Genomic DNA, 22,536 nt, shown 5'->3' on the forward strand with positions numbered 1-22,536 from the left:
CGCTTGCTTGGTTGCGGCCCGCGGCTTAAATTGCGCGCAACCCTGCGTGTTCAGGGGGCAACAGACTGATCGACTGTAGGAGAGAACGGGTGGACGAGCAAAAAGCCCTGAGGGTCATGCGCGAACTGGTCGACCAGGGCCAGTTGACCGACCCTGACAGTGCCCGCGGCAAACTGCTGCAAGTGGCGGCTCACCTGTTCCGCAACAAGGGCTACGAGCGCACGACGGTGCGTGACCTGGCGGGGGCGGTGGGGATTCAGTCCGGGAGCATTTTTCATCACTTCAAAAGCAAGGATGAAATCCTCCGGGCGGTGATGGAGGAGACCATCCGCTACAACACCGCGCTGATGCGCGCCGCGCTGGCCGAAGCCACCAATGTCCGCGAGCGGGTGCTGGCGCTGATCCGCTGCGAATTGCAATCGATCATGGGCGGCAGCGGCGAAGCCATGGCGGTGCTGGTCTACGAATGGCGCTCGTTGTCCGAAGACGGTCAGGCCCGGGTGCTGGCCCTGCGCGACGTCTACGAGGACATCTGGCTGCAGGTGCTGGGGGAAGCCAAGGAGGCCGGTTTTATCCGTGGCGATGTATTCGTTACCCGACGTTTTCTCACCGGCGCGCTGTCCTGGACCACCACCTGGTTCCGTGCCGGCGGTAGCCTGAGCCTCGATCAGTTGGCCGATGAAGCGCTGATTCTGGTGCTCGAAGAGCGTTAACCCATTTTTCTATAAGGTCGGGAAACTGGCTAACTGGGCGAAACCGCCTAGCTTGAATGCATTGATCGGTATTTTTTCGGGGAGTGGGGTGTTTTGAAGTCTTCGCCAATTCGGACGGCCACGGGTCTGGTACTCGTCGCGCTGACGGCATTTTCAGGGTTGCCTGCGCAGGCGGCGCAACTGGTTCGAGTGGGCGCCGCGCACTTTCCCCCTTACACCATTCGCCCGGAAAGCGGCGCCGATACCGGGCTGCTGCCGGAATTGGTCGAAGCGCTCAACGCGTTGCAGTCGGACTATCAGTTTGTCTTGGTACCGACCTCGATTCCCCGGCGTTTCGGCGATCTGAAGGAAGGTCGCACCGACATGGCCATCTTCGAAAACCCCGAGTGGGGCTGGAAGGACATTCCACATACCACGGTCGATATGGGCCTGGAAGATGCCGAGATTTTTGTCGCGCAACGCAAAGATGCTCGCCAGGAAAACTATTTCGCCGATCTCAAGGGCAAGCGCCTGGCGCTATACAGCGGTTATCACTATGAGTTCGCCAACTTCAATGCCGATCCCAAATACCTTGCTGATACGTTCAACGCCACGCTGACCTATTCCCACGACAGCAACCTGTTGATGGTCCTGCGCGGGCGCGCCGACATTGCCTTGGTGACGCGCTCATACCTGTTCGATTATCTGAAGCGCAACGAAAAGGTTAAAGACGAGCTGTTGGTGTCGCAGCGCATCGATCAGATTTATCACCACTACGCCATTTTGCGCCCGAGCGCACCGATCACCGGCGAGGCGTTCAGCAAGTTACTGCAGGGGCTGCGCAACAACGGCCAGATGCTGAAAATCTTCGAGCCGTACAAGATTGCCGTGGTGCCGGTGCCGCAGCCCTGAGCGTTTTTCACCCCGGCGGCTAAATTTCCTCCCTTGGCTCACGTCCCATCGTTGAACTGTCGACGATTATCGTGAGCCCGACCCATGTCCAATCTGAATGACCTGACTGCCCTGGACTTGCCTTCGGGCAGCCAATTGGTAGCCGATGCAACTGAAAGCCGTCTGAGCCTGAGCCTGGACGGGCAGCCGCTGATTCGCCTGCGTATGGATCGTGACGGCAACGGCCCGATTCAGCTCGATGAGCGTTTTGCCCTGCCGCCCGGCCTGGCGTTGTGGGCGGCCTGTTACTGGTTGTTCGCCCGTGAGCCGGAGCGCCAGCAATTGCTCTGGCAGCTGGATCAGCGACCCACCGAAGCCTTGCTCAGCGGTTTGCTGGTGAGTACCGAGGTGGCCGGTGAGTATCGCTGCGAACGCACACTGTTCTGGCAACTGCCGCAGCCATGGCTCGGCACCTCGTTGAGCGGCAGCTACCCGCAGCAAATGGTGATCAGCCAGGGCAAGCGCCATCCGCTGCGCCCGGTGAAGCCGCGCGGTGAAGTCTATCGGCGCTTCGATGCGCGTCTCGGTGCGTGGATTTCCCTGCGCACGGTGGAAATCGAGCAGGATCTGGCGCGCTTCAACCGTTGGCAGAACAGTCCGCGGGTCGCCAGTTTCTGGCAGGAGGAGGGCAGTCTTGAGCAGCATCGCGAATACCTGAGCAAACTCGACGCCGATCCGCACACCCTGACGCTGATCGGTTGTTTCGACGATCAGCCGTTTGCCTATTTCGAAGCCTACTGGGCCAAGGAAGATCGTATCGCGCCGTTCTACGACGCCGACAATTACGACCGTGGCATTCACATGCTGGTGGGGGAGGAGAATCACCGTGGCCCGCACAAAGTCGCGAGTTGGTTGTCGGCCCTGGTGCACTACCTGTTTCTGGATGATCCGCGCACTCAGCGCGTGGTTGCCGAACCGCGTGCCGACAACGCGAAGATGATCGGCCACATGCACAACCAGTGCTTCCACTGCGAGAAGGAATTCGACTTCCCGCACAAGCGTGCGGCGCTGATGATTCTGGGGCGTGAGCGGTTTTTCGATCGGTGCAAGTTGGCGTGAGGTGACAAGGCCTGGGATCTATTGCGGTCTCAAGTCTGCCTTCGCGAGCAAGCCCGCTCCCCCATCGACCTGTGTATGCCGGTCAAATGTGGGAGCGGGCTTGCTCGCGAATGGCTTGACGCCGAATTCAGGGCTTAGCGACGACCCATCGAAGCCGCATCCCCACGACTGCCCGACACCTTGCGGCAGTGCACCAGCGCATCACGAATCATGAAGTTGACCAGGGTCGGCGAGACGCCGAGTTCCTTGGCGATGTCCTTTTGCGGCACCCCGTGCAGGCGATACATCTCGAAGGCGTAGCGGGTACGGCTGGGCAGTTCGGTCAGCGCGTCGGCGATGTGTTCCAGTGTCGAGAAATTGATGTGCGAGGTTTCTGGCGAAGCGCCTTGAATGACCACGTTCAACCCTTCCTCTTCCGGGCCTGCGTATTTCTGCTCCAGCGCCTGTTTGCGGTAGTGATCGATGGCCAGATTGCGCACGATCTGGAACAGGTAACTCAATTGAGCCTTGATTGACGACGTGATCGGTGGAGCCGACTGCAGCCGGAAGAACGCATCCTGAACCACGTCTTCGGCGCGCGAACGGCAGCCGGTAATGCGGGCTGCAATCTTCACCAGAATCAGTCGATTGTCGACGAAGGCCTGAAGTAGCGGTGAATCGCACCTGCTTGTGGATACTTGTTCCGTCATGGAAATCACCTTGCTGCCAATAGGTTAGTGGGACGCCTGGGGGACGGGGCCGTCCTACACATCGAGCGACAAATTATGTTGAATGATAATGATTGTCAATTGAGAAAGAGAACTAATGCTCCGTAAAGGTGCGAATCGAGAACTGCGACACACCGCCACACCTCGGCCCCCGTTGGCGATCCTGCGCGCCGACTAATTATTTCCAGACGTCATCCGTTCTCATTGGTGAATGGCTTCGGGCGCACAGCCCCGGCCAGACAGCATTCCCAAGCCTCGCGCGGTCGGCACAGACCGCGCCCTGCACGCCCTCGACTGGCGTGACGCAGCAACCCGATTCCATTTAGCAAGCCGAATTCAGGCAGGAAACCTCATGACCGACGCGTTCGAACTCCCCAGCACTCTGGTCCAAGCCCTCCAGCGCCGTGCGGCACAGACGCCGGATCGACTGGCCCTGCGCTTTCTCGCCGAAACCGAGGAGCAGGGCGTGGTGCTCAGTTACCGCGAACTCGATCAGCGCGCGCGGACCATTGCTGCCGCGTTGCAGGCCCAGGCTGAATTCGGTGATCGCGCGGTGCTGCTGTTTCCCAGCGGCGCGGATTACGTCGCGGCGTTTTTCGGTTGTCTGTACGCCGGGGTGATTGCGGTGCCGGCCTATCCGCCGGAGTCCGCCCGTCGTCATCATCAGGAACGCCTGCTGTCGATCATCGCGGACGCCGAGCCGCGCCTGCTGCTGACCAGCGCCGACCTGCGCGATGCCTTGCAGCAAATCGAAGGTGCGCCGCCGTTGCTGTGCGTCGATACGCTCGACAGCGCGCAGGCTGAACGCTGGGTTGAGCCGGCTCTGCCGCAAGATCACATTGCTTTCCTGCAATACACCTCCGGCTCCACCGCGTTGCCCAAAGGTGTGCAGGTCAGCCACGGCAATCTGGTGGCCAACGAGCTGCTGATTCGTCACGGTTTCGGCATCGACGTGAACCCCGATGACGTGATCGTCAGCTGGCTGCCGCTGTACCACGACATGGGCCTGATCGGCGGCCTGCTGCAACCGATTTTCAGCGGCGTGCCGTGCATCCTGATGTCACCTGCGTACTTCCTTGGCCGCCCGTTGCGCTGGCTCGAAGCGATCAGCCAATACGGTGGCACCATCAGTGGCGGGCCGGATTTCGCCTATCGTTTGTGCAGCGAGCGGGTCAGCGAATCGGCGCTGGAACGCCTTGATCTAAGCCGCTGGCGCGTGGCCTATTCCGGCTCCGAACCGATCCGCCTCGACACCCTTGAACGCTTCGCCGAGAAGTTCACCCCGTGCGGCTTCAGTGAAGACAGCTTCATGGCCTCCTACGGTCTGGCCGAGGCGACCCTGTTCGTCGCCGGCACCCCCCGTGGAACCGGAATTCCTGCGCTGCGCGTCGATGATCAGGCGCTGGCGCAAAATCGTGCCGAGCCGGGCGACGGCAGCCCGATCATGAGTTGCGGCATCAGCCAGCCGGAGCATGCGGTGCTGATCGTCGAGCCGAGCAGCCTGCAAGAACTCAATGACAATGCGGTCGGCGAAGTCTGGGCCACCGGCCCGAGCATCGCCCACGGCTACTGGCGCAATCGCGAGGCCAGTGCCAAGACTTTCGTCCAGCACGCCGGCCGCACCTGGCTGCGCACGGGTGACCTGGGTTTCAGCCGCGACGGTGAACTGTTCATCACCGGTCGCCTGAAAGACATGCTCATCGTGCGCGGCCACAACCTGTATCCGCAGGACATCGAGAAGACTGTCGAGAGCGAAGTGGAGGTGGTGCGCAAGGGCCGCGTTGCAGCATTCGCGGTCACTCAGGACGGCGAAGACGGCATCGGCATCGCCGCGGAAATCAGCCGCAGCGTGCAAAAAATCCTGCCGCCGGAAGCGCTGATCAAAGCCATTCGCCAAGCGGTGGCCGAGGCCTATCAACAAGCGCCGAGCGTGGTGGTGCTGCTCAATCCGGGCGCGCTGCCGAAGACGTCCAGCGGCAAGCTGCAACGCTCGGCGTGCCGCAATCGTCTGGCCGATGGCAGCCTCGACAGCTACGCGGTGTTCCCGTCCGCCGAGGTGCAAAGTACCGAATCGACCCTGGCAGCCTCCGAGCTGGAAGCCTTGATCGGCAAGATTTGGGCCGAACAACTCAGCGTCAGACAGGTCGGTGCCGACGACCACTTCTTCCTGCTCGGCGGCAACTCGATTGCCGCCACGCAAGTGATCGCCCGAGTGCGTGAAGAACTGGCGCTGGAGCTGAATCTGCGCCTGTTGTTCGAAGCCCCGACCCTGTCCGCATTCGCCGCTGCCGTGGCGCAGCAGCAACAGGACGGCGGCAGCGCCCAAGGCGCAATAACCACCTTGTCGCGTAGCGAAGCACTGCCGCAATCGCTGGCGCAAAACCGGCTGTGGATCACCTGGCAACTCGACCCGCAAAGCAGCGCCTACAACATTCCCGGCGCCTTGCGTCTGCGCGGCGAGCTGGACGAAGACGCGTTGCGTGCGAGCTTCCAGCAACTCATCGAGCGCCACGAATCCCTGCGCACACGTTTCTTCGAACGCGACGGTGTGGCGCTGCAACAAGTCGACGCCGCACCTGAATTCAACCTGCAACTGATCGACATCAGCGACCTGCCGGCGCACGAGCGTGAAGCCCGCGCGCAACAGATCCGCGAGGACGAAGCGCGCACCCAGTTCGACCTGGAAAAAGGCCCGCTGCTGTGGGTGACGCTGGTGCGTCTCGACGACGAAGATCACCAGTTACTGGTGACGCTGCACCACATCATTGCCGACGGCTGGTCGCTGAATGTGCTGATCGACGAATTCTCGCGCCTGTACGCTGCGGCATCCCAAGGCCAGCGCGCCGAACTTGCGCCGCTGCCGACCCAATACGCCGACTACGGCAGTTGGCAGCGCCAATGGCTGGCGCAAGGTGAGGGCGAGCGGCAACTGGCGTACTGGAAAGCCCAACTGGGCGACGAGCATCCGGTGCTGGAACTGGCCACCGATCATCCGCGTTCGGCCAAACAATTGCACAGCGCTGCGCGCCACAGTGTGCGCCTCGGCGTCAGCCTCAGCGATGCGATCAAGCAGACGGCGCAGGCGCATCAATCGACGCCGTTCATGCTGTTGCTCTCTGCCTTCCAGAGCCTGCTGCACCGCTACAGTGGTCAGCGCGATATCCGCATCGGCATCCCCAACGCCAACCGTCCGCGCCTGGAAACCCAGGGCCTGATCGGCTTCTTCATCAACACCCAGGTGCTGCGCGCCGAGGTTGATTCTCGGCTGTCATTTGTCGAGTTGCTGGCGCAGACCCGCGACGCTGCACTGGGCGCTCAGGCGAATCAGGATCTGCCGTTCGAACAACTGCTCGAGGCGTTCCCGCAGGCCCGCGAGCAGGGTCTGTTCCAAGTCATGTTCAACCATCAGCAGCGCGACTTGAGTGCGCTCAAGCGCCTGCCGGGTCTGCTCGCCGAAGAGTTGCCGTGGCACAGCCGCGAGGCCAAGTTCGACCTGCAACTGCACAGCGAAGAAGATCGCAACGGGCGCCTGACCCTGTCCTTCGACTACGCCGATGAGCTGTTCGACGCAGCGACCATCGCGTGTCTGGCCGAACACTTCAGCAACCTGCTGCGCGCCGTTTGCGAACAGCCGCAACAGGCAATCGGCGACCTGCCAATGTTGACTCCGTGTGAGCACGAACAGCAGCAGGCATGGAGCGTCGCGCCGTGTACGCCGGCGCAACAATGGCTGCCAAAACTGCTCAACGAACAGGCGCGGCAGACCCCGGAACGCACCGCGCTAGTGTGGGACGGCGGCAGTCTCGACTTCGCCGAATTGCACGCCCAGGCCAACCGCCTCGCGCATTATCTGCGCGACAAAGGTGTCGGCCCGGATGTGTGCGTGGCGATTGCTGCCGAGCGTTCGCCGCAACTGCTGATCGGTCTGCTGGCGATCATCAAGGCCGGTGGCGCGTATGTGCCGCTGGACCCGGATTACCCGGCCGAGCGCCTGGCTTACATGCTCAGCGACAGCGGCGTCGAACTGCTACTGACCCAGACCGCATTGCTCGACCGTCTGCCGGCCAGCGACGGCGTCAGCGTGATCGCCATGGACGCGCTGCATCTGGAGAGCTGGCCGAGCCAGGCGCCGGGTCTGCACCTGCATGGCGACAACCTCGCCTACGTGATTTACACCTCCGGCTCCACCGGGCAACCGAAAGGCGTCGGCAACACCCACGCCGCGTTGGCCGAACGTCTGCAATGGATGCAGCACAGTTACCGCCTGAACGACAGCGACGTGCTGATGCAAAAGGCGCCGATCAGTTTCGACGTGTCGGTGTGGGAGTGCTTCTGGCCGCTGATCACTGGCGCACGTCTGCTGATCGCCGGCCCCGGTGAACACCGCGATCCGCATCGCATCGCCCAACTGGTGCAGGAATACGGTGTGACCACGTTGCACTTTGTGCCGCCGCTGCTTGCGCTGTTCATCGACGAGCCGCTGAGCGCCGAATGCACCAGCCTGCGCCGGTTATTCTCCGGCGGTGAGGCGCTGCCGGCAGAACTGCGCAACCGCGTGCTGGCGCAACTGCCGGCGGTGCAACTGCACAACCGTTACGGCCCGACCGAAACCGCAATCAACGTCACCCATTGGCACTGCACCAGCGCCGACGGCGAGCGCTCGCCGATTGGCCGGCCGCTGGGCAACGTGATCTGCCGCGTGCTCGACGCCGATCTCAATCCGGTGCCGGCCGGTGTGCCGGGCGAACTGTGCATCAGCGGCATCGGTCTGGCCCGGGGTTACCTCGGTCGCCCGGCGCTGACTGCCGAGCGCTTTGTGGTCGATCCACTGGGCGAGCAGGGCGCACGTCTGTACCGCACCGGTGACCGTGCACGCTGGACCGCTGACGGCGTGATCGAATACCTCGGGCGTCTCGATCAGCAGGTCAAACTGCGTGGTTTCCGCGTTGAGCCGGAAGAAATCGAAGCGCGCCTGCTGGCCCAGGACGGCGTCGCTCAAGCCGTGGTACTGGTGCGGGAAACCGCCGCTGGCGCGCGATTGATCGGCTACTTCACCGCCATCGATGCCCGCGAAGATCAGGACGCGCAAATCGCTCGTCTGAAAACCGCACTGGCCGCCGAACTGCCGGAATACATGGTCCCGGCGCAACTGATGCGCCTCGACGCAATGCCCCTGAGCCCGAGCGGCAAGCTCGACCGCCGCGCCTTGCCCGACCCGCAGTGGAAAGTGCGTGAACATGTCGAACCGGTCACCGAGCTGGAACAACAGATCGCCGCGATCTGGCGCGAAGTGCTGGGTCTGCCACGGATCGGTCTGCGTGACGACTTCTTCGCCCTCGGCGGACACTCGTTGCTGGCCACGCAAATCATCTCGCGCAGCCGCCAGGCCTGTGACGTCGAGTTGCCGTTGCGCGCGTTGTTCGAGCATAGCGAACTCGGCGACTTCGCCGAACAGATCCGCCTGATCCAGGCCAGCGGCCAGACCAACCAGCAGCCGCCGATTGCCAAAGTCGATCGCCGCCAAGTCGTGCCGCTGTCCTATTCGCAACAACGCATGTGGTTCCTCTGGCAGATGGAGCCGGACAGCCCGGCGTACAACGTCGGCGGCATGGCGCGCTTGCGCGGCGTGTTGCATGTCGAGCATTTCGAGGCGGCCTTGCAGGCGCTGATCCTGCGCCACGAAACCCTGCGCACCACGTTCCCGAGCGTCGATGGCGTGGCCCGTCAGCAGGTGCATGCCGAGACCGGCGTGCGCATGGGTTGGAAAGATTTCTCGAAACTGCCGGCTGACCAGCGTGAACAGAAAGTCCAGCAACTGGCCGATGACGAAGCGCATCTGCCGTTCGATCTGGAAAGCGGCCCACTGCTGCGCGCCTGTCTGGTGAAGACCGCCGAGCAGGAGCATTACTTCGTGCTGACCCTCCACCACATCGTCACCGAAGGCTGGGCGATGGATATTTTTGCCCGCGAACTCAGCGCGTTGTACGAAGCCTTTGTCGATGACCGCGACTCGCCGCTCGAAGCGTTGCCGGTGCAGTACCTCGACTACAGCGTCTGGCAACGGCAGTGGCTGGAGTCCGGTGAACGTCAGCGTCAACTCGACTACTGGACCGCGCAACTGGGTCGCGAACATCCGCTGCTGGAACTGCCCGGCGACCGTCCGCGTCCGCCGGTGCAAAGCCACCAGGGCGAGCTGTTCCGTTTCGACCTGAGCGACGATCTTGCCGCCCGCGTCCGTGCGTTCAATGCGCAAAACGGTCTGACCCTGTTCATGACCATGACCGCCGCGCTCGCCACCTTGCTCTACCGCTACAGTGGTCAGACCGACCTGCGTATCGGCGCGCCGGTGGCCAACCGTATCCGCCCGGAAAGCGAAGGGCTGATCGGTGCATTCCTCAATACCCAAGTGCTGCGTTGCCAGCTCGACGGGCAGATGTCGGTCGGCGAGTTGTTCGAGCAAGTGCGTCACACCGTGATTGAGGGCCAGTCGCATCAGGACCTGCCGTTCGACCATCTGGTCGAAGCGTTGCAACCACCACGCAGCGCGGCGTACAACCCGCTATTCCAGGTGATGTGCAACGTGCAGCGCTGGGAGTTCCAGCAGAGCCGCATGCTCGCCGGGATGACCGTCGAGTACCTGGCCAACGATGCGCGAGCGACCAAGTTCGATCTCAACCTGGAAGTCACCGACCTCGACCATCGCCTCGGTTGCTGCCTGACGTACAGCACCGATCTGTTCGATGAACCGACCATCGCACGCATGGCCAAGCATTGGCGCAACCTGCTGGAAGCGTTGATCGCCGACCCGCAACAGCGTTTGAGCCAGTTGCCGCTGCTCGACCAATCCGAGCAGCAACAACTGCTCGACAGCCTCGGTGTCGAACCGGGCGAGCGTCGTCTCGATCAGTGCATCCATCATCTGTTCGCCGAGCAGGCGCTGGCGCGCAAAGATGCACCGGCGCTGACCTTCGCCGGCCAGACCTTGAGCTACGCCGAACTTGATGCGCGGGCCAATCGCCTGGCCTGGGCCCTGCGTGAGCGTGGGGTCGGTCCGCAAGTGCGGGTCGGTCTGGCGCTGGAGCGTTCGCTGGAAATGGTCGTCGGCCTGCTGGCGATCCTCAAGGCGGGCGGCGCTTACGTGCCGCTGGACCCGGAATACCCGCTCGACCGTCTGCACTACATGATCGAAGACAGCCGCATCGGTCTGCTGCTTAGCGACCGCGCGATGTTCAATGCGCTTGGCGATCTGCCGTCGAACGTGGCGCGCTGGTGCCTGGAAGACGACAGCGCCGCGCTGGCGGATTACCCGGCCACTGAGCTGCCCTTTATCAGCCTGCCGCAGCATCAGGCGTACCTGATCTACACCTCGGGTTCGACCGGCAAGCCGAAAGGCGTGGTGGTGTCCCACGGTGAAATCGCCATGCATTGCCAGGCCGTGATCGAACGTTTCGGCATGCGCCCGGACGACTGCGAGCTGCACTTCTATTCGATCAACTTCGACGCCGCCACCGAGCGTCTGCTGGTGCCGTTGCTCAGCGGCGCGCAAGTGGTGCTGCGAGCGCAAGGGCAGTGGGATGCGGAAGAAATCTGCGGCTTGATCCGCACCCATCGGATCAATGTGCTCGGCTTCACCCCGAGCTACGGCAGCCAGCTGGCGCAGTTCCTCGCCACGCAGAATGAAACTCTGCCGGTGCGGATGATCATCACCGGCGGCGAAGCGCTGACCGGCGAGCACCTGCAACGGATTCGTGCCGCGTTTAAACCGAGCCTGTTCTTCAACGCCTATGGCCCGACGGAAACAGTGGTCATGCCACTGGCCAGTCTGGCGCCAGAGGTGCTGGAAGAGGGCGCTGGCAGCGTGCCGATCGGCAGCGTGATCGGTGACCGGGTGGCGTACATTCTCGACGCCGATCTGGCGTTGGTGCCGCAAGGCGCGACCGGTGAGTTGTTCGTCGGCGGCGCCGGTCTGGCGCAGGGGTATCACGACCGTCCGGGCATCAGCGCCGAGCGTTTCGTGGCGGACCCGTTTGCCGCCGATGGCGGACGCATGTACCGCACCGGCGATCTGGTGCGCCAGCGTACCGATGGTCTGGTGGAATACCTGGGACGGATCGACCATCAGGTGAAAATCCGTGGTTTCCGCATCGAACTGGGCGAGATCGAAACCCGTCTGCTCGATCACCACTCGATCCGCGAAGCGGTGGTGCTGGCGCTGGATGCACCGAGCGGCAAACAACTGGTGGGTTATCTGGTCAGCGAAGTCGCCGAGCAGGGCGAAGCGCAACAAGCCGAGTTGCGTGAAGCGCTGAAGTCGCACCTCAAGGCACAACTGCCGGATTACATGGTGCCGACGCACCTGATCCTGCTGGCGAGCATGCCGCTGACCGCCAACGGCAAACTTGACCGCCGCGCCTTGCCGGCACCGGATCCCGAGCTGAACCGTCAGCACTACGTCGCCCCGAGCAATGAGCTGGAGCAGACCCTGGCGCAGATCTGGTGTGAGGTGCTTAACGTCGAGCAGGTCGGTCTCAACGACAACTTCTTCGAACTCGGTGGTGACTCGATCCTGTCGATTCAAGTGGTCAGCCGTGCGCGGCAACAGGGCATTCATTTCAGCCCGCGGGATCTGTTTCAGCATCAGACGGTGCAGACCCTGGCCGCCGTGGCCAGCCGCAGCGAGCAAGTCACTGCCGAGCAGGGACTGGTGGTCGGCGAGTCGGCCATGACGCCGATTCAGCATTGGTTCTTCGGCACTGATATTCCTCAGCGTCAGCACTGGAACCAGGCGCTGCTGCTGGAGCCGAGCGTGGCGCTGGAACCGCATCGTCTGGAGCAAGCGCTATTGGCGGTGATCGAGCAGCACGACGCCCTGCGTCTGCGCTTCACTCAGGCCAACGATCAATGGCAAGCAACGCATCAACCGGTGTCCGACGCCGGGGTGTTGTGGCAGGTGCGGGTGGCGGCGATGGACCAGTGCGCAGCGCTGTTCGCCGATGCTCAGCGCAGTCTCGATCTGCAGAACGGCCCGCTGCTGCGCGCCTTGCTGGTGGATGGTCCCGAAGGGCAGCAACGCCTGTTCATTGCGATCCATCACTTGGTGGTCGACGGTGTGTCGTGGCGCGTATTGCTCGACGATCTGCAAACCGTGTACCGCCAGCTCGATGCCGAGCAGTCGGTAAAACTGCCGGCGAAAACCAGTGCCTTCAAGGACTGGGCGGCACGTTTGCAGGCCTATGCCGGCAGCGAATCGCTGCGCGAGGAACTGAACTGGTGGCAGACCCAACTGGCTGGATCGAGCGCCGACCTGCCGTGCGAAAACCCGCAGGGCGGACAGCAGAATCGTCACGCGCAAACCGTCAGCGTGCGCCTGGATGCCGAGCGTACCCAACAACTGCTGCAACAGGCGCCGCGCGCCTACCGCACGCAGGTCAACGATCTGCTGCTGACCGCGCTGGCCCGTGTGCTGTGCCGCTGGAGCGGTCAGCCGTCGGCACTGATTCAACTGGAAGGCCACGGCCGCGAAACCCTGTTCGACGAGATCGACCTGACTCGCACCGTCGGCTGGTTCACCAGCGCCTATCCATTACGCCTGACCCCGCACAACATCGAAGAGGCCGCCGGGCAGGGCGCTTCGATCAAGGTGATCAAGGAGCAACTGCGCGCGGTACCGCACAAAGGCCTCGGTTATGGCGTGCTGCGTTATCTGGCCGATGACCTCAGCCAGCGCAGCATGGCGGCGTTGCCGAATGCTCCGGTGACTTTCAACTACCTCGGCCAGTTCGACCAGAGTTTCGCCAGCGATGCGCTGTTCCGTCCGTTGGACGAGCCGGTCGGTGCGGCCCACGATCCACAGGCGCCGTTGCCCAACGAGTTGAGCATTGACAGTCAGGTCTATGGCGGCGAACTGCTGTTGCGCTGGACTTTCAGCGCCGAGCGTTACGAGGCGCAAACCATCAACGATCTGGCCGACGCCTACCTCGGCGAGCTGCAAAGCCTGATCGAACATTGCCTGCAAGACCAGGCCGGTGGCCTGACGCCGTCGGACTTCCCGCTGGCGAAACTGACCCAGGCGCAACTCGATGCACTGCCGGTGCCGGCGGCGCAGATCGAAGACGTCTATCCGCTGACGCCGATGCAGGAAGGCATGTTGCTGCACACCTTGCTCGAACCGGGCACCGGTCTGTATTACATGCAGGATCGCTATCGCATCAACAGCGAGCTTGATCCCGAGCGTTTCGCCCAGGCCTGGCAAGCGGTGGTCGCCCGTCATGAAGCGCTGCGTGCGTCGTTCTGCTGGAATGTCGGCGAAGACATGCTGCAAGTGATCCACAGCCCGGGTCGCACGCCGATCGAGTACCTGGACTGGAGCGCCGTTGCCGAAGAAGAGCAAGAACCGAAGCTGCAGGCGCTGCTGAAAAGCGAGCGCGAGGCCGGGTTCGATCTGCTCAATCAGGCACCGTTCCACCTGCGTTTGATCAAGGTCGGCGCAGCGCGTTACTGGTTCATGATGAGCAACCACCACATCCTCATTGATGCCTGGTGCCGCTCGCTGCTGATGAACGATTTCTTCGAGATCTACACCGCCCTCGGTGAAGGTCGCGAGGCACAGTTGTCGGTGCCGCCGCGTTACCGCGACTACATCGGCTGGCTGCAACGCCAGAGCCTGGCCGAGGCACGCCAGTGGTGGCAGCAGAACCTGCAAGGTTTCGAACGCACCACGCCGATCCCGAGCGACCGGCCGTTCCTGCGCGAACACGCCGGCGAAAGCGGCGGCATGATCGTCGGTGATCGCTATACCCGTCTCAACGTTGAAGATGGCGCCCGTCTGCGCGAGCTGGCCCAGGCCCATCAACTGACCATCAACACCTTCGCCCAAGCGGCATGGGCCTTGGTGCTGCGACGCCTGAGCGGTGATCGCGACGTGCTGTTCGGCGTGACCGTGGCCGGGCGTCCGGTGGAAATGCCGGAGATGCAACGCACCGTCGGCCTGTTCATCAACAGCATCGCGCTGCGGGTGCAGATCCCGGCGGACGATCAGCGCGCCAGTGTGCGCCAGTGGTTGAGCGGCCTGCTCGACAGCAACATGCAGCTGCGCGAGTACGAATACCTGCCGCTGGTGAACATTCAGGAGCAGAGTGAACTGCCGAAAGGCCAGCCGCTGTTCGACAGTCTGTTCGTGTTCGAAAATGCCCCGGTGGAAGTCTCGGTACTGGACCGCGCGCAGAGCCTCAATGCGACTTCGGACTCCGGTCGCACCCACACCAACTTCCCGCTGACGGCGGTGTGCTACCCGGGCGATGACCTCGGTCTGCATCTGTCGTATGACCAGCGTTACTTCGACGAGTCGACCATCGAGCGCATGCTCGGCGAGTTCAAGCGCCTGCTGCTGGCGCTGGTCGAGGGTTTCCACGGCGACATGGCCGATCTGCCGCTGCTGGGCTTTGATGAGCAGGACTTCCTGCTGCACGGCTGCAACCAGAGCGCCCACGACTATCCGCTGGAGCAGAGCTACGTGGCGCTGTTCGAAGCGCAGGTCGCGGCGCACCCGCAGCGCATCGCCGCCACTTGCCTTGATCAGCAACTGAGCTATGCCGCGCTCAACCACAATGCCAACCGTCTCGGTCATGCACTGGTTGCGGCCGGGGTGCAGATGGATCAACCGGTGGCGTTGCTGGCCGAGCGTAATCTCGATCTGCTGGGGATGATCATCGGCAGCTTCAAGGCCGGTGCCGGTTACCTGCCGCTGGACCCGGGCCTGCCGAGCCAGCGTCTGCAACGCATCATCGAGCTGAGCCGCACGCCGGTGCTGGTGTGCAGCGAAGCCTGTCGCGAACAGGCGCAGACCTTGCTCGATGAATTCAGCTGCGCCAACCGTCCACGGCTGTTGGTCTGGGAAGAGGTGCAGGCGTTGGCGACCTCCGCGGAAAACCTCGGTATCCACAGTGGCCCGGATAACCTCGCTTACGTGATCTACACCTCGGGTTCGACCGGGTTGCCGAAGGGCGTGATGGTCGAGCAGCGCGGCATGCTCAACAACCAGTTGAGCAAGGTGCCGTACCTGAAATTGACGGACGCCGACGTGATCGCGCAGACCGCCTCGCAAAGCTTCGATATTTCGGTCTGGCAGTTCCTCGCCGCGCCGTTGTTCGGCGCGCGGGTGGACATTGTGCCGAACACCATCGCCCACGATCCGCAGGGCTTGCTGGTGCATGTGCAGGCGCAGGGCATCACCGTGCTCGAGAGTGTGCCGTCGCTGATTCAGGGCATGCTCGCCTCCGATCGCCTGAGCCTCGACGGCCTGCGCTGGATGCTGCCGACCGGTGAAGCGATGCCGCCGGAACTGGCGCACCAGTGGCTGCTGCGTTACCCGGACATCGGTCTGGTCAACGCTTACGGGCCGGCGGAGTGCTCGGATGACGTGGCGTTCTTCCGCGTTGACCTGGCCTCGACTCGCGGCAGCTATTTGCCGATCGGTACGCCGACCGACAACAACGTGCTGTACCTGGTCGATGGCGCGCTGGAACTGGTGCCGTTGGGCGCTGTGGGTGAGTTGTGCGTAGCGGGGACGGGTGTCGGTCGCGGTTACGTCAGCGATCCGCTGCGCACCGCGCCGGTGTTCGTGCCGAACCCGTTCGGCGCGCCGGGCGAGCGTCTGTATCGCACCGGTGACCTCGCGCGGCGGCGCAGTGACGGCGTGCTGGAGTACGTTGGCCGGGTTGACCATCAGGTGAAGATTCGCGGTTACCGGATTGAACTGGGTGAAATCGAAGCGCGTCTGCACGAACAACCGGAAGTCCGCGATGCGGCGGTCGGCGTGCAGGAAGGCGTGAATGGCAAGCACTTGGTCGGCTATCTGGTCGCGGCGGATTCGGCGCTCAACCCGAGCGAACGTCTGGAGCGGATCAAGCAACGCCTGCGCAGCGAACTGCCGGAATACATGGTGCCGCTGCACTGGTTGTGGCTGGATCAGTTGCCGCACAACGCCAACGGCAAACTCGACCGCAAGGCCCTGCCGGCGCTGGAGATCGGTCAGTTGCAGAGCGAGGACTACCTGGCCCCGCGCAACGAACTGGAGCAGACCCTGGCCGACATCTGGGCCGAAGTGCTCAAGGTCGACAAGGTCGGCGTGCGCGACAACTTCTTCGAGCTGGGCGGACATTCATTGCTGGCCACGCAGATCGCTTCGCGGGTGCAGAAAACCCTGCAACGCGATGTGCCGCTGCGGGCGATGTTCGAATGCAGCACGGTGCAGGAACTGGCCGAGTACATCGAAGGCCTTTCGGCCAGTGACATGACCGAGGACAAGGTGGATCGCTTGAATGATCTGATGGCGGAGCTGGAAGGGCTTTGATTCTCTAGTGCCTGCACTGGCCCTTTCGCGAGCAAGCTCGCTCCCACATTTAGTACTGTGTACGCAGAACCAATGTGGGAGCGAGCTTGCTCGCGAAGGCGTCAGTAGCATCAACACACACCGCATCATTTCCTAGGTTGACGATCAACAACCGGCAGCTCAGTCTGCCGGTTCTCTTTTTTGTCGCGGGGGTGGTCGATGCCTTTCTTCACGGTTGACGGACAAGCGCTGCACTACATTGATCAAGGCACCGGGCCAGCCGTGTTGCTGGCCGGCAGTTATCTGTGGGACACGGCCATGTGGGCACCCCAGATCGCTGCGCTGTCGCCGCACTACCGGGTGATTGCCCTGGACCTGTGGGGCCACGGCGAATCCGGGCGCTTGCCGCCAGACACCACCTCGCTGGATGACATCGCACGACAGGTCGAGGCCTTGCTCGATCACCTGCAGATCGAGCAGATAACGCTGGCGGGGCTGTCGGTCGGCGGCATGTGGGGCGTGCGGCTGGCCTTGTCGGCCCCGCAGCGGATCAACGGGCTGGTGCTGATGGACACCTACGTCGGCGTCGAGCCTGAGCCTACCCGTCAATACTATTTCTCGCTGTTCAAGCAGATCGAGGAAAGCGGCGAGATTGCGCCACAGTTACTCGACATCGTGGTGCCGATCTTCTTCCGTCCGGGCATCGATCCGCAGTCGCCGCTGTATCAGGACTTCCGCGCCAAACTGGCGGCCTACACCACGGACCGCCTGCGCGAAAGCATCGTGCCGATGGGCCGAATCACGTTCAGCCGTGATGACCTGTTGCCGCGTCTGGGCGAGCTGAACGCCGCGACCACCCTGGTGCTGTGCGGCGACCAGGACAAACCACGGCCACCGTCAGAGGCTAAGGAAATGGCCGAACTGATCGGTTGCCCGTGGGTGCTGGTGCCGGAGGCGGGGCATATCTCCAGTCTGGAGAATCCGCAGTTTGTGAACGAGGTGTTGTTTACTTTTTTGGCTGAGCGCAACTCGCAGCGCTCATGATAAAAAGATTGCAGCCACGGTTCACTTGGCCGCTCAGGGTTTGAGATGTGCTTGGAGTTGGCCTGCACCCTGTACTCCTTGTAGGAGTGAGCCTGCTCGCGAAGTTGCCAATTCAGGCGCCAAAAGAACCTGAATCTGAAATACTTCTGCGCGCAAACACATTTAGAAGGGACTGATGTGAGCCAGTTTTATTGGCGGGATCTCGAGGATTTCAAGGACAGTTGGATTGGACTGGGCCTTGAGGTCAATCGTCCGGGGTTCAGCAAACCGCCGCTTCATCTATCAAGCGGGAACAACAACCGATTAAAGTTGATGCTGAATGATATCCCGCTGCTCTGGGGCACTCTCGCCACTTCATATTACGGTGCGTGGCTGGTGCGCAACCCGCAGCCCTTGCTGGAGTCAGCCCCTGTCCCCGCCATCGGCTCGGCTGACGTTCAGGAGCACTTTGATCTCCCGTCCGATCAACGCCTACGAAACTGGTGTCGCTACTTCATCAACAAGTTGATGGAAACTCAGGCTGATTTTCTTTATCCCGGCCATTGGGTCGTACGCCCGATGGTGCCCACGGCTATGCGCGGTAAACAGCGTGAAGGTGTCAGCGGCTGGTTTTTCTGCACGCCGCCGCAGCAGCCAAGCCATTATCCCAGGTGGTACGTTTACGGCGATGGCATTCTCGACAACGTGCAGCCGCAAACCGTGCACTGGCTCGATTGGGATCTTGGCCATGTGATTGGTTTGCACACGGTTGATCCGCTGGCGGGCCGGCTGAAATGGTGGCGCAAAAAAGCCAGAGAAGGCAGCTTGCCTCCAATCTTGCTCTGGTATATCGGTGGATTGTGTTCTTACGTGATTATTGACGGGCATTACCGCTTGCATGCGGCGCTCGCCGAGGACGTTAAACCTACGTTTCTCGTCGTGAGTTCCATCGATGCCCGTCCGGTGAAACTGTGCGAAGAAACCCAACAACGAGTGTTGAACTCGCTGACGGTGCAAAGCGCGAAAAATCCGGATTTTGATGTGCGAACGTTGAATCAGGCACTGATCAACACGTTCGATGACCGCCCTTATCTTAGAGCCGGCACCCACACATGGGCCGGGATTGCCTCGGATCATGAGTGGAGTGCTGAGGTCACGCGATTCCTGACTGAACAGGGTGTGACCGATGATCTGGAAGACATCATCGGTCGTTGCCAACCTTGTGAGTGGTGATGGTTGAGTGCGTGCAGGAGCCAGCGCCGGTTATTTCGGCCCGAGAATCTTCGCCAGTTTCTCCGGCGAAGGTGCCCCTTGCTGCTGTTGCAGCTCACCCTTGTCATCCATGTAGAAAATCGCCGGAGTCGCCTGCAATTCCAGGTCTTCCATCAACTGCATGTTCGCCGCGAGTTTGGTCTGAACTGCCGCCGGGATGTCTTTCAAGGGTTTGAGTGTGCTGGCCTTGCCAGCCTTCTCATGGTCTTCCAGCGCCTTGGCCGGATCTTTCGCGGCCAGCAGTGCAGCGGATTTCGCCGGGCTGTCTTCGCGGATGATCCCGACCATGATGTGCCGCAGCTGCACCTTGCCGGCCTTGACCCATGGCCGCGCCTGTTCCCAGAACATGTTGCAGTACGGGCAGTTCGGATCGCTGAACAGGTACACGGTGCGCGGTGCATCCTTGTTGCCGTCCTGAATCCAGTTGCTGGCTTCGAACTTGCCCCAGATTTCCTTGGCCATCGGCGCGTAGACCAGTTTCTGCAACGGCTCACTGCTCAAGTCCTTGCCGTCGGCGTCGTACAGATTGCCGAGCAAGACGTGCTGGCCGTCCGGTGTCAGGTACAGCGCCATGCCACGGTTCTGGTACTGCGCTGCATAACCGCGCAAGCCGTCCGGCGCGTCGAACTGGCCGACGATTTTCGCGCCCTTGGCTTCGATCTGCTTGATCGCGGCGGGCAATTCTTCGGCGGCCTGAACCGACGGCAGGTGCAGCAGGGCAGTGCCCAGAGTCAACGTCAGCAGGTGGCGGAGGCGGGGCATGGCAGTTTCCTTGCAGAGGTGGCCGGTGCGGCGGTTGGATTCGGGATGTCGAAGTTTTCCAGGGCGCGGGCCAGGCTGGCGTTCGACAGTTCGCCCAGGTGGCTGCTCAGCAAGCGACCGTCAGGGCTGTAGAACAGCGTAGTCGGCAACGCCATGGAACCCACGGCTTGACCCAGTCGACCGCTGCGGTCAAACAGCACGTTGTTCAGGCTCAGGCCCTGGGTTTCGAGGAAGGTGGCAACGCTTTGCATGCTTTCGGCCTGATTGACGAACAGAAAGGTCAGGTCCGGGCGTTGTTGTTGAGCATTTTCCAGCACCGGCATTTCACGCCGGCAGGGCGGGCACCAGGTTGCCCAGAGGTTGATCACCAGCGGGCCGCCCTGATAGTCGCTGAGCTGGATGGTCTCGCCGGCGGCGTTACGCAGGGTGATTTCCGGCAGGCGCGTGCCTTGCTCGTAGATGTTCAGCGACAGGGTCGCCAGCAGCCAGAACAGCACGCCGCTGGCCACACCAAAACCCAGTGGCCGACGCAGGCCCGGGCGGCGCCAGCCGCGATAAAGTGCAGCCAGCAGCAGTACGATCACCCCCGGCCAGGCGAGGAAACCGCCGTCGCGCAGGTCGATGATCTGCCACGGGTCGTTGCGATAGTGCCCCCAATACAGGGCGACAAACGCCACGCGCGCCGCAAGCATGCCCAACAGGAACAGGCTGAACAGCGCCGACTCGGGGTTATCGCCGCCACGCTTGGCCACCCGCCAGCCGACAAAGGTCGCCAGCGCCAAGGCACTGATCAACAGCAGGTGGTTAAGCGCGATGGCGAAGGTGCCGAGGGTGAACGTCAGCATCAGTTGGCGTCTCGAGTGGTGGTCCAGCGTTGCAGGAATGTATCGGCATCGACCTCGCCGGTGATGCGCTGGCTACGCCGTTCTTCGCCGTCGGCGCCAATCCAGACAAAACTCGGTGGCCCCGGGACTTTGTAGCGGCCGAGCAGTTCGCGGCTGGCGGCATTGTCGGCGGTGACGTCGAGGCGCAGCAGGCGCACATCGCTCAGCGCCTGCATGACCTTGTCCTTGCCAAACACCTGTTTCTCCATGACTTTGCACGACACGCACCAGTCGGCGTAGTAATCGAGCAGCACCCATTGGCCCTGAGCCTTGGCGCTATCCAGTTCGCGTTGCAGGGCTGCGGGATCCTTGATCGTGGTAAACGCCTCATGCCCGCTCGGCGTGGCGCTGGCGACCCGGCCGGCGCTGTACACCTGCAACGGCTGATACGGATCGTCACTGCCACCGGCAGCACCGATCAGCAGCAGGCTGCCCCACAAGCCGAGCAGCAACGAACTGGCGCCGAACACCTGGGCGACCCGGCCGAAGCCTTCCGATTGCTTCCAGGCACAGAACGCGGCGATCAGCAGCAGCGCGCCGCACAGGCCCAGCCACAACGAGGCGTCCAGCACCGGGCGCAACATCAGCAGCGCAGTGGCCAGGAACAGGAAACCGAAGATGCCCTTGAGCAGATTCATCCACGCGCCAGGTTTCGGCAGGAAGCGATTGCCCACGGTCACCAGCAGCAACAGCGGCACCCCGATACCGATGCCCAGCGCAAACAGAATCAAACCACCGTGCAGCGCATTGCCGCTTTGCGCGATGTACAACAAAGCGCCGGCCAGTGGCGCGGTCATGCACGGGCCAACCAGCAGACCGGACAACGCACCGAGTACACCGGCACCGATCAGGCTGCCACCGCTGCGACTGCGCGAGGCGTGTTCGAGGCGATCACGCAAGGCCACCGGCAACTGCAATTCAAAGAAGCCGAACATCGGCAGCGCCAGCACCACAAACACTGCGGCAAACGCACCGAGCAGCCACGGATTTTGCAGCCATGCCTGCAGGTTGGCGCCGAGCAGGGCGGCGATCACCCCCATCGCCGCATACACCAGTGCCATGCAGATCACATAACTGCTGGCCAGGGCGAAACCGCGGCGTGGGGTGGCACCGCTACCGACTATCATGCCCGCCAGAATCGGCAGCATCGGCAACGAACATGGGGTAAACGCGAGCAACAGGCCGAGGCCGAAGAACACCAGCAGGCTCCAGCCGAGCGCCCGTTGTTGCAGGCTGCTGGCCAAGGCCTGATCCGGCGCTTCGGCACTGGCTGTCGGCGTCGCTTTGCCGCCCAGATCGATGACCCGGGTCTGCGGCGGATAACACAGGCCGGCATCGGCACAGCCCTGGTAACTGACCTTGATCTGACCGCTGGCCGAGGCCGGGACTTTGACTTCCAGCCCCTGGCGATACACTGGTTGTTCACCGAAGAACTCGTCACTGTGCGACTCGCCCTCGGGCAATGCCGGCTGTTGCTCGGCCGGCAAACCGTCGAATTTCAGGCGTTTCTGGTACAGGTAATAGCCGTCGGTGATTTGCCAGAACAACTGGGTTTCCCCGGATTCAAGGCGTTCGGAAGTCAGCACGAAGGCTTTGTCGACCGGCAGAAACTCCGGTTTGGTCTCGAATGGATTGTTTCCGGCCTGGGCCAGGCCGGAAATCAGCAGCGCAAACAAAAGAAAAAAATGACGCATGGAGGAGCCTTGTCCCTGTGCAAGTGTGGGCACAATGGTGGATGGCGATTAACCGATGATTAACCGCCCCGCACGCTGTCCGATGGACGGCCCGAAGCAGATGCGCTGATGCCTGCAAGAGGTCTCGGTTTATCAGCAACCCGGGCCAGCGGATTTCGGAGA

At 62.4% G+C, this 22,536-nt stretch carries 10 protein-coding genes; 6 read left to right on the forward strand and 4 right to left on the reverse strand.

Annotated elements, in window-relative coordinates; translation table 11 throughout:
* The first annotated feature begins 89 nt into the window (after positions 1-89).
* From NTD85_RS08465 to NTD85_RS08475, 3 genes are all read left to right on the forward strand, one after another.
* Positions 90-713: a TetR/AcrR family transcriptional regulator gene (locus NTD85_RS08465; protein ID WP_045122564.1), complete on the forward strand. Its 624-nt coding sequence runs from the start codon at positions 90-92 to the stop codon at positions 711-713.
* A 93-nt stretch (positions 714-806) separates the two neighbouring features.
* Entirely contained in the window at positions 807-1,604 is a 798-nt protein-coding gene (locus NTD85_RS08470; RefSeq protein WP_262141937.1) for a substrate-binding periplasmic protein, read from the forward strand.
* Positions 1,605-1,688: 84 nt separating this feature from the next.
* The gene (locus NTD85_RS08475) at positions 1,689-2,702 is read left to right on the forward strand and encodes a GNAT family N-acetyltransferase (protein WP_262141938.1); all 1,014 of its coding nucleotides are present in this window, start codon (positions 1,689-1,691) and stop codon (positions 2,700-2,702) included.
* A gap of 134 nt (positions 2,703-2,836) precedes the next feature.
* Here the strand turns inward: NTD85_RS08475 and NTD85_RS08480 are convergent, their stop codons facing one another.
* Entirely contained in the window at positions 2,837-3,391 is a 555-nt protein-coding gene (locus NTD85_RS08480; RefSeq protein ID WP_003226680.1) for an RNA polymerase factor sigma-70, read from the reverse strand.
* Between the two features lie 370 nt (positions 3,392-3,761).
* On the opposite strand from NTD85_RS08480, the gene NTD85_RS08485 reads away from it, so the two are divergent.
* The 3 genes from NTD85_RS08485 to NTD85_RS08495 all read left to right on the forward strand — a co-directional run bounded on the left by NTD85_RS08485 (position 3,762) and on the right by NTD85_RS08495 (position 18,995).
* Positions 3,762-16,760, forward strand: a complete 12,999-nt coding sequence (locus NTD85_RS08485; RefSeq protein WP_262141939.1) for a non-ribosomal peptide synthetase — start codon at positions 3,762-3,764, stop codon at positions 16,758-16,760.
* Positions 16,761-16,958: 198 nt separating this feature from the next.
* The gene (locus tag NTD85_RS08490; RefSeq protein ID WP_262141941.1) at positions 16,959-17,783 is read left to right on the forward strand and encodes an alpha/beta fold hydrolase; all 825 of its coding nucleotides are present in this window, start codon (positions 16,959-16,961) and stop codon (positions 17,781-17,783) included.
* Between the two features lie 177 nt (positions 17,784-17,960).
* The gene (locus tag NTD85_RS08495; RefSeq protein ID WP_262141942.1) at positions 17,961-18,995 is read left to right on the forward strand and encodes a ParB/Srx family N-terminal domain-containing protein; all 1,035 of its coding nucleotides are present in this window, start codon (positions 17,961-17,963) and stop codon (positions 18,993-18,995) included.
* A 30-nt stretch (positions 18,996-19,025) separates the two neighbouring features.
* On the opposite strand, the gene dsbG is transcribed toward NTD85_RS08495, so the two are convergent.
* The 3 genes from dsbG to dsbD are packed head-to-tail and all read right to left on the reverse strand — an operon-like array spanning position 19,026 to position 22,374.
* Positions 19,026-19,796, reverse strand: a complete 771-nt coding sequence (dsbG, locus tag NTD85_RS08500; protein ID WP_201136961.1) for a thiol:disulfide interchange protein DsbG — start codon at positions 19,794-19,796, stop codon at positions 19,026-19,028.
* On the reverse strand, positions 19,772-20,641 hold the full coding sequence (locus tag NTD85_RS08505) for a TlpA disulfide reductase family protein (RefSeq protein ID WP_003226672.1): 870 nt from the start codon (positions 20,639-20,641) through the stop codon (positions 19,772-19,774). Before NTD85_RS08505 ends, dsbG begins: the two co-directional genes overlap by 25 nt.
* Entirely contained in the window at positions 20,641-22,374 is a 1,734-nt protein-coding gene (gene dsbD, locus NTD85_RS08510) for a protein-disulfide reductase DsbD (protein ID WP_103521870.1), read from the reverse strand. The genes NTD85_RS08505 and dsbD overlap by 1 nt, the downstream gene beginning before the upstream one ends.
* Positions 22,375-22,536: the final 162 nt, after the last annotated feature.

The sequence above is a fragment of the Pseudomonas sp. 13B_3.2_Bac1 genome (genome assembly GCF_025466205.1).
Classification (GTDB): domain Bacteria; phylum Pseudomonadota; class Gammaproteobacteria; order Pseudomonadales; family Pseudomonadaceae; genus Aquipseudomonas; species Aquipseudomonas fluorescens_H.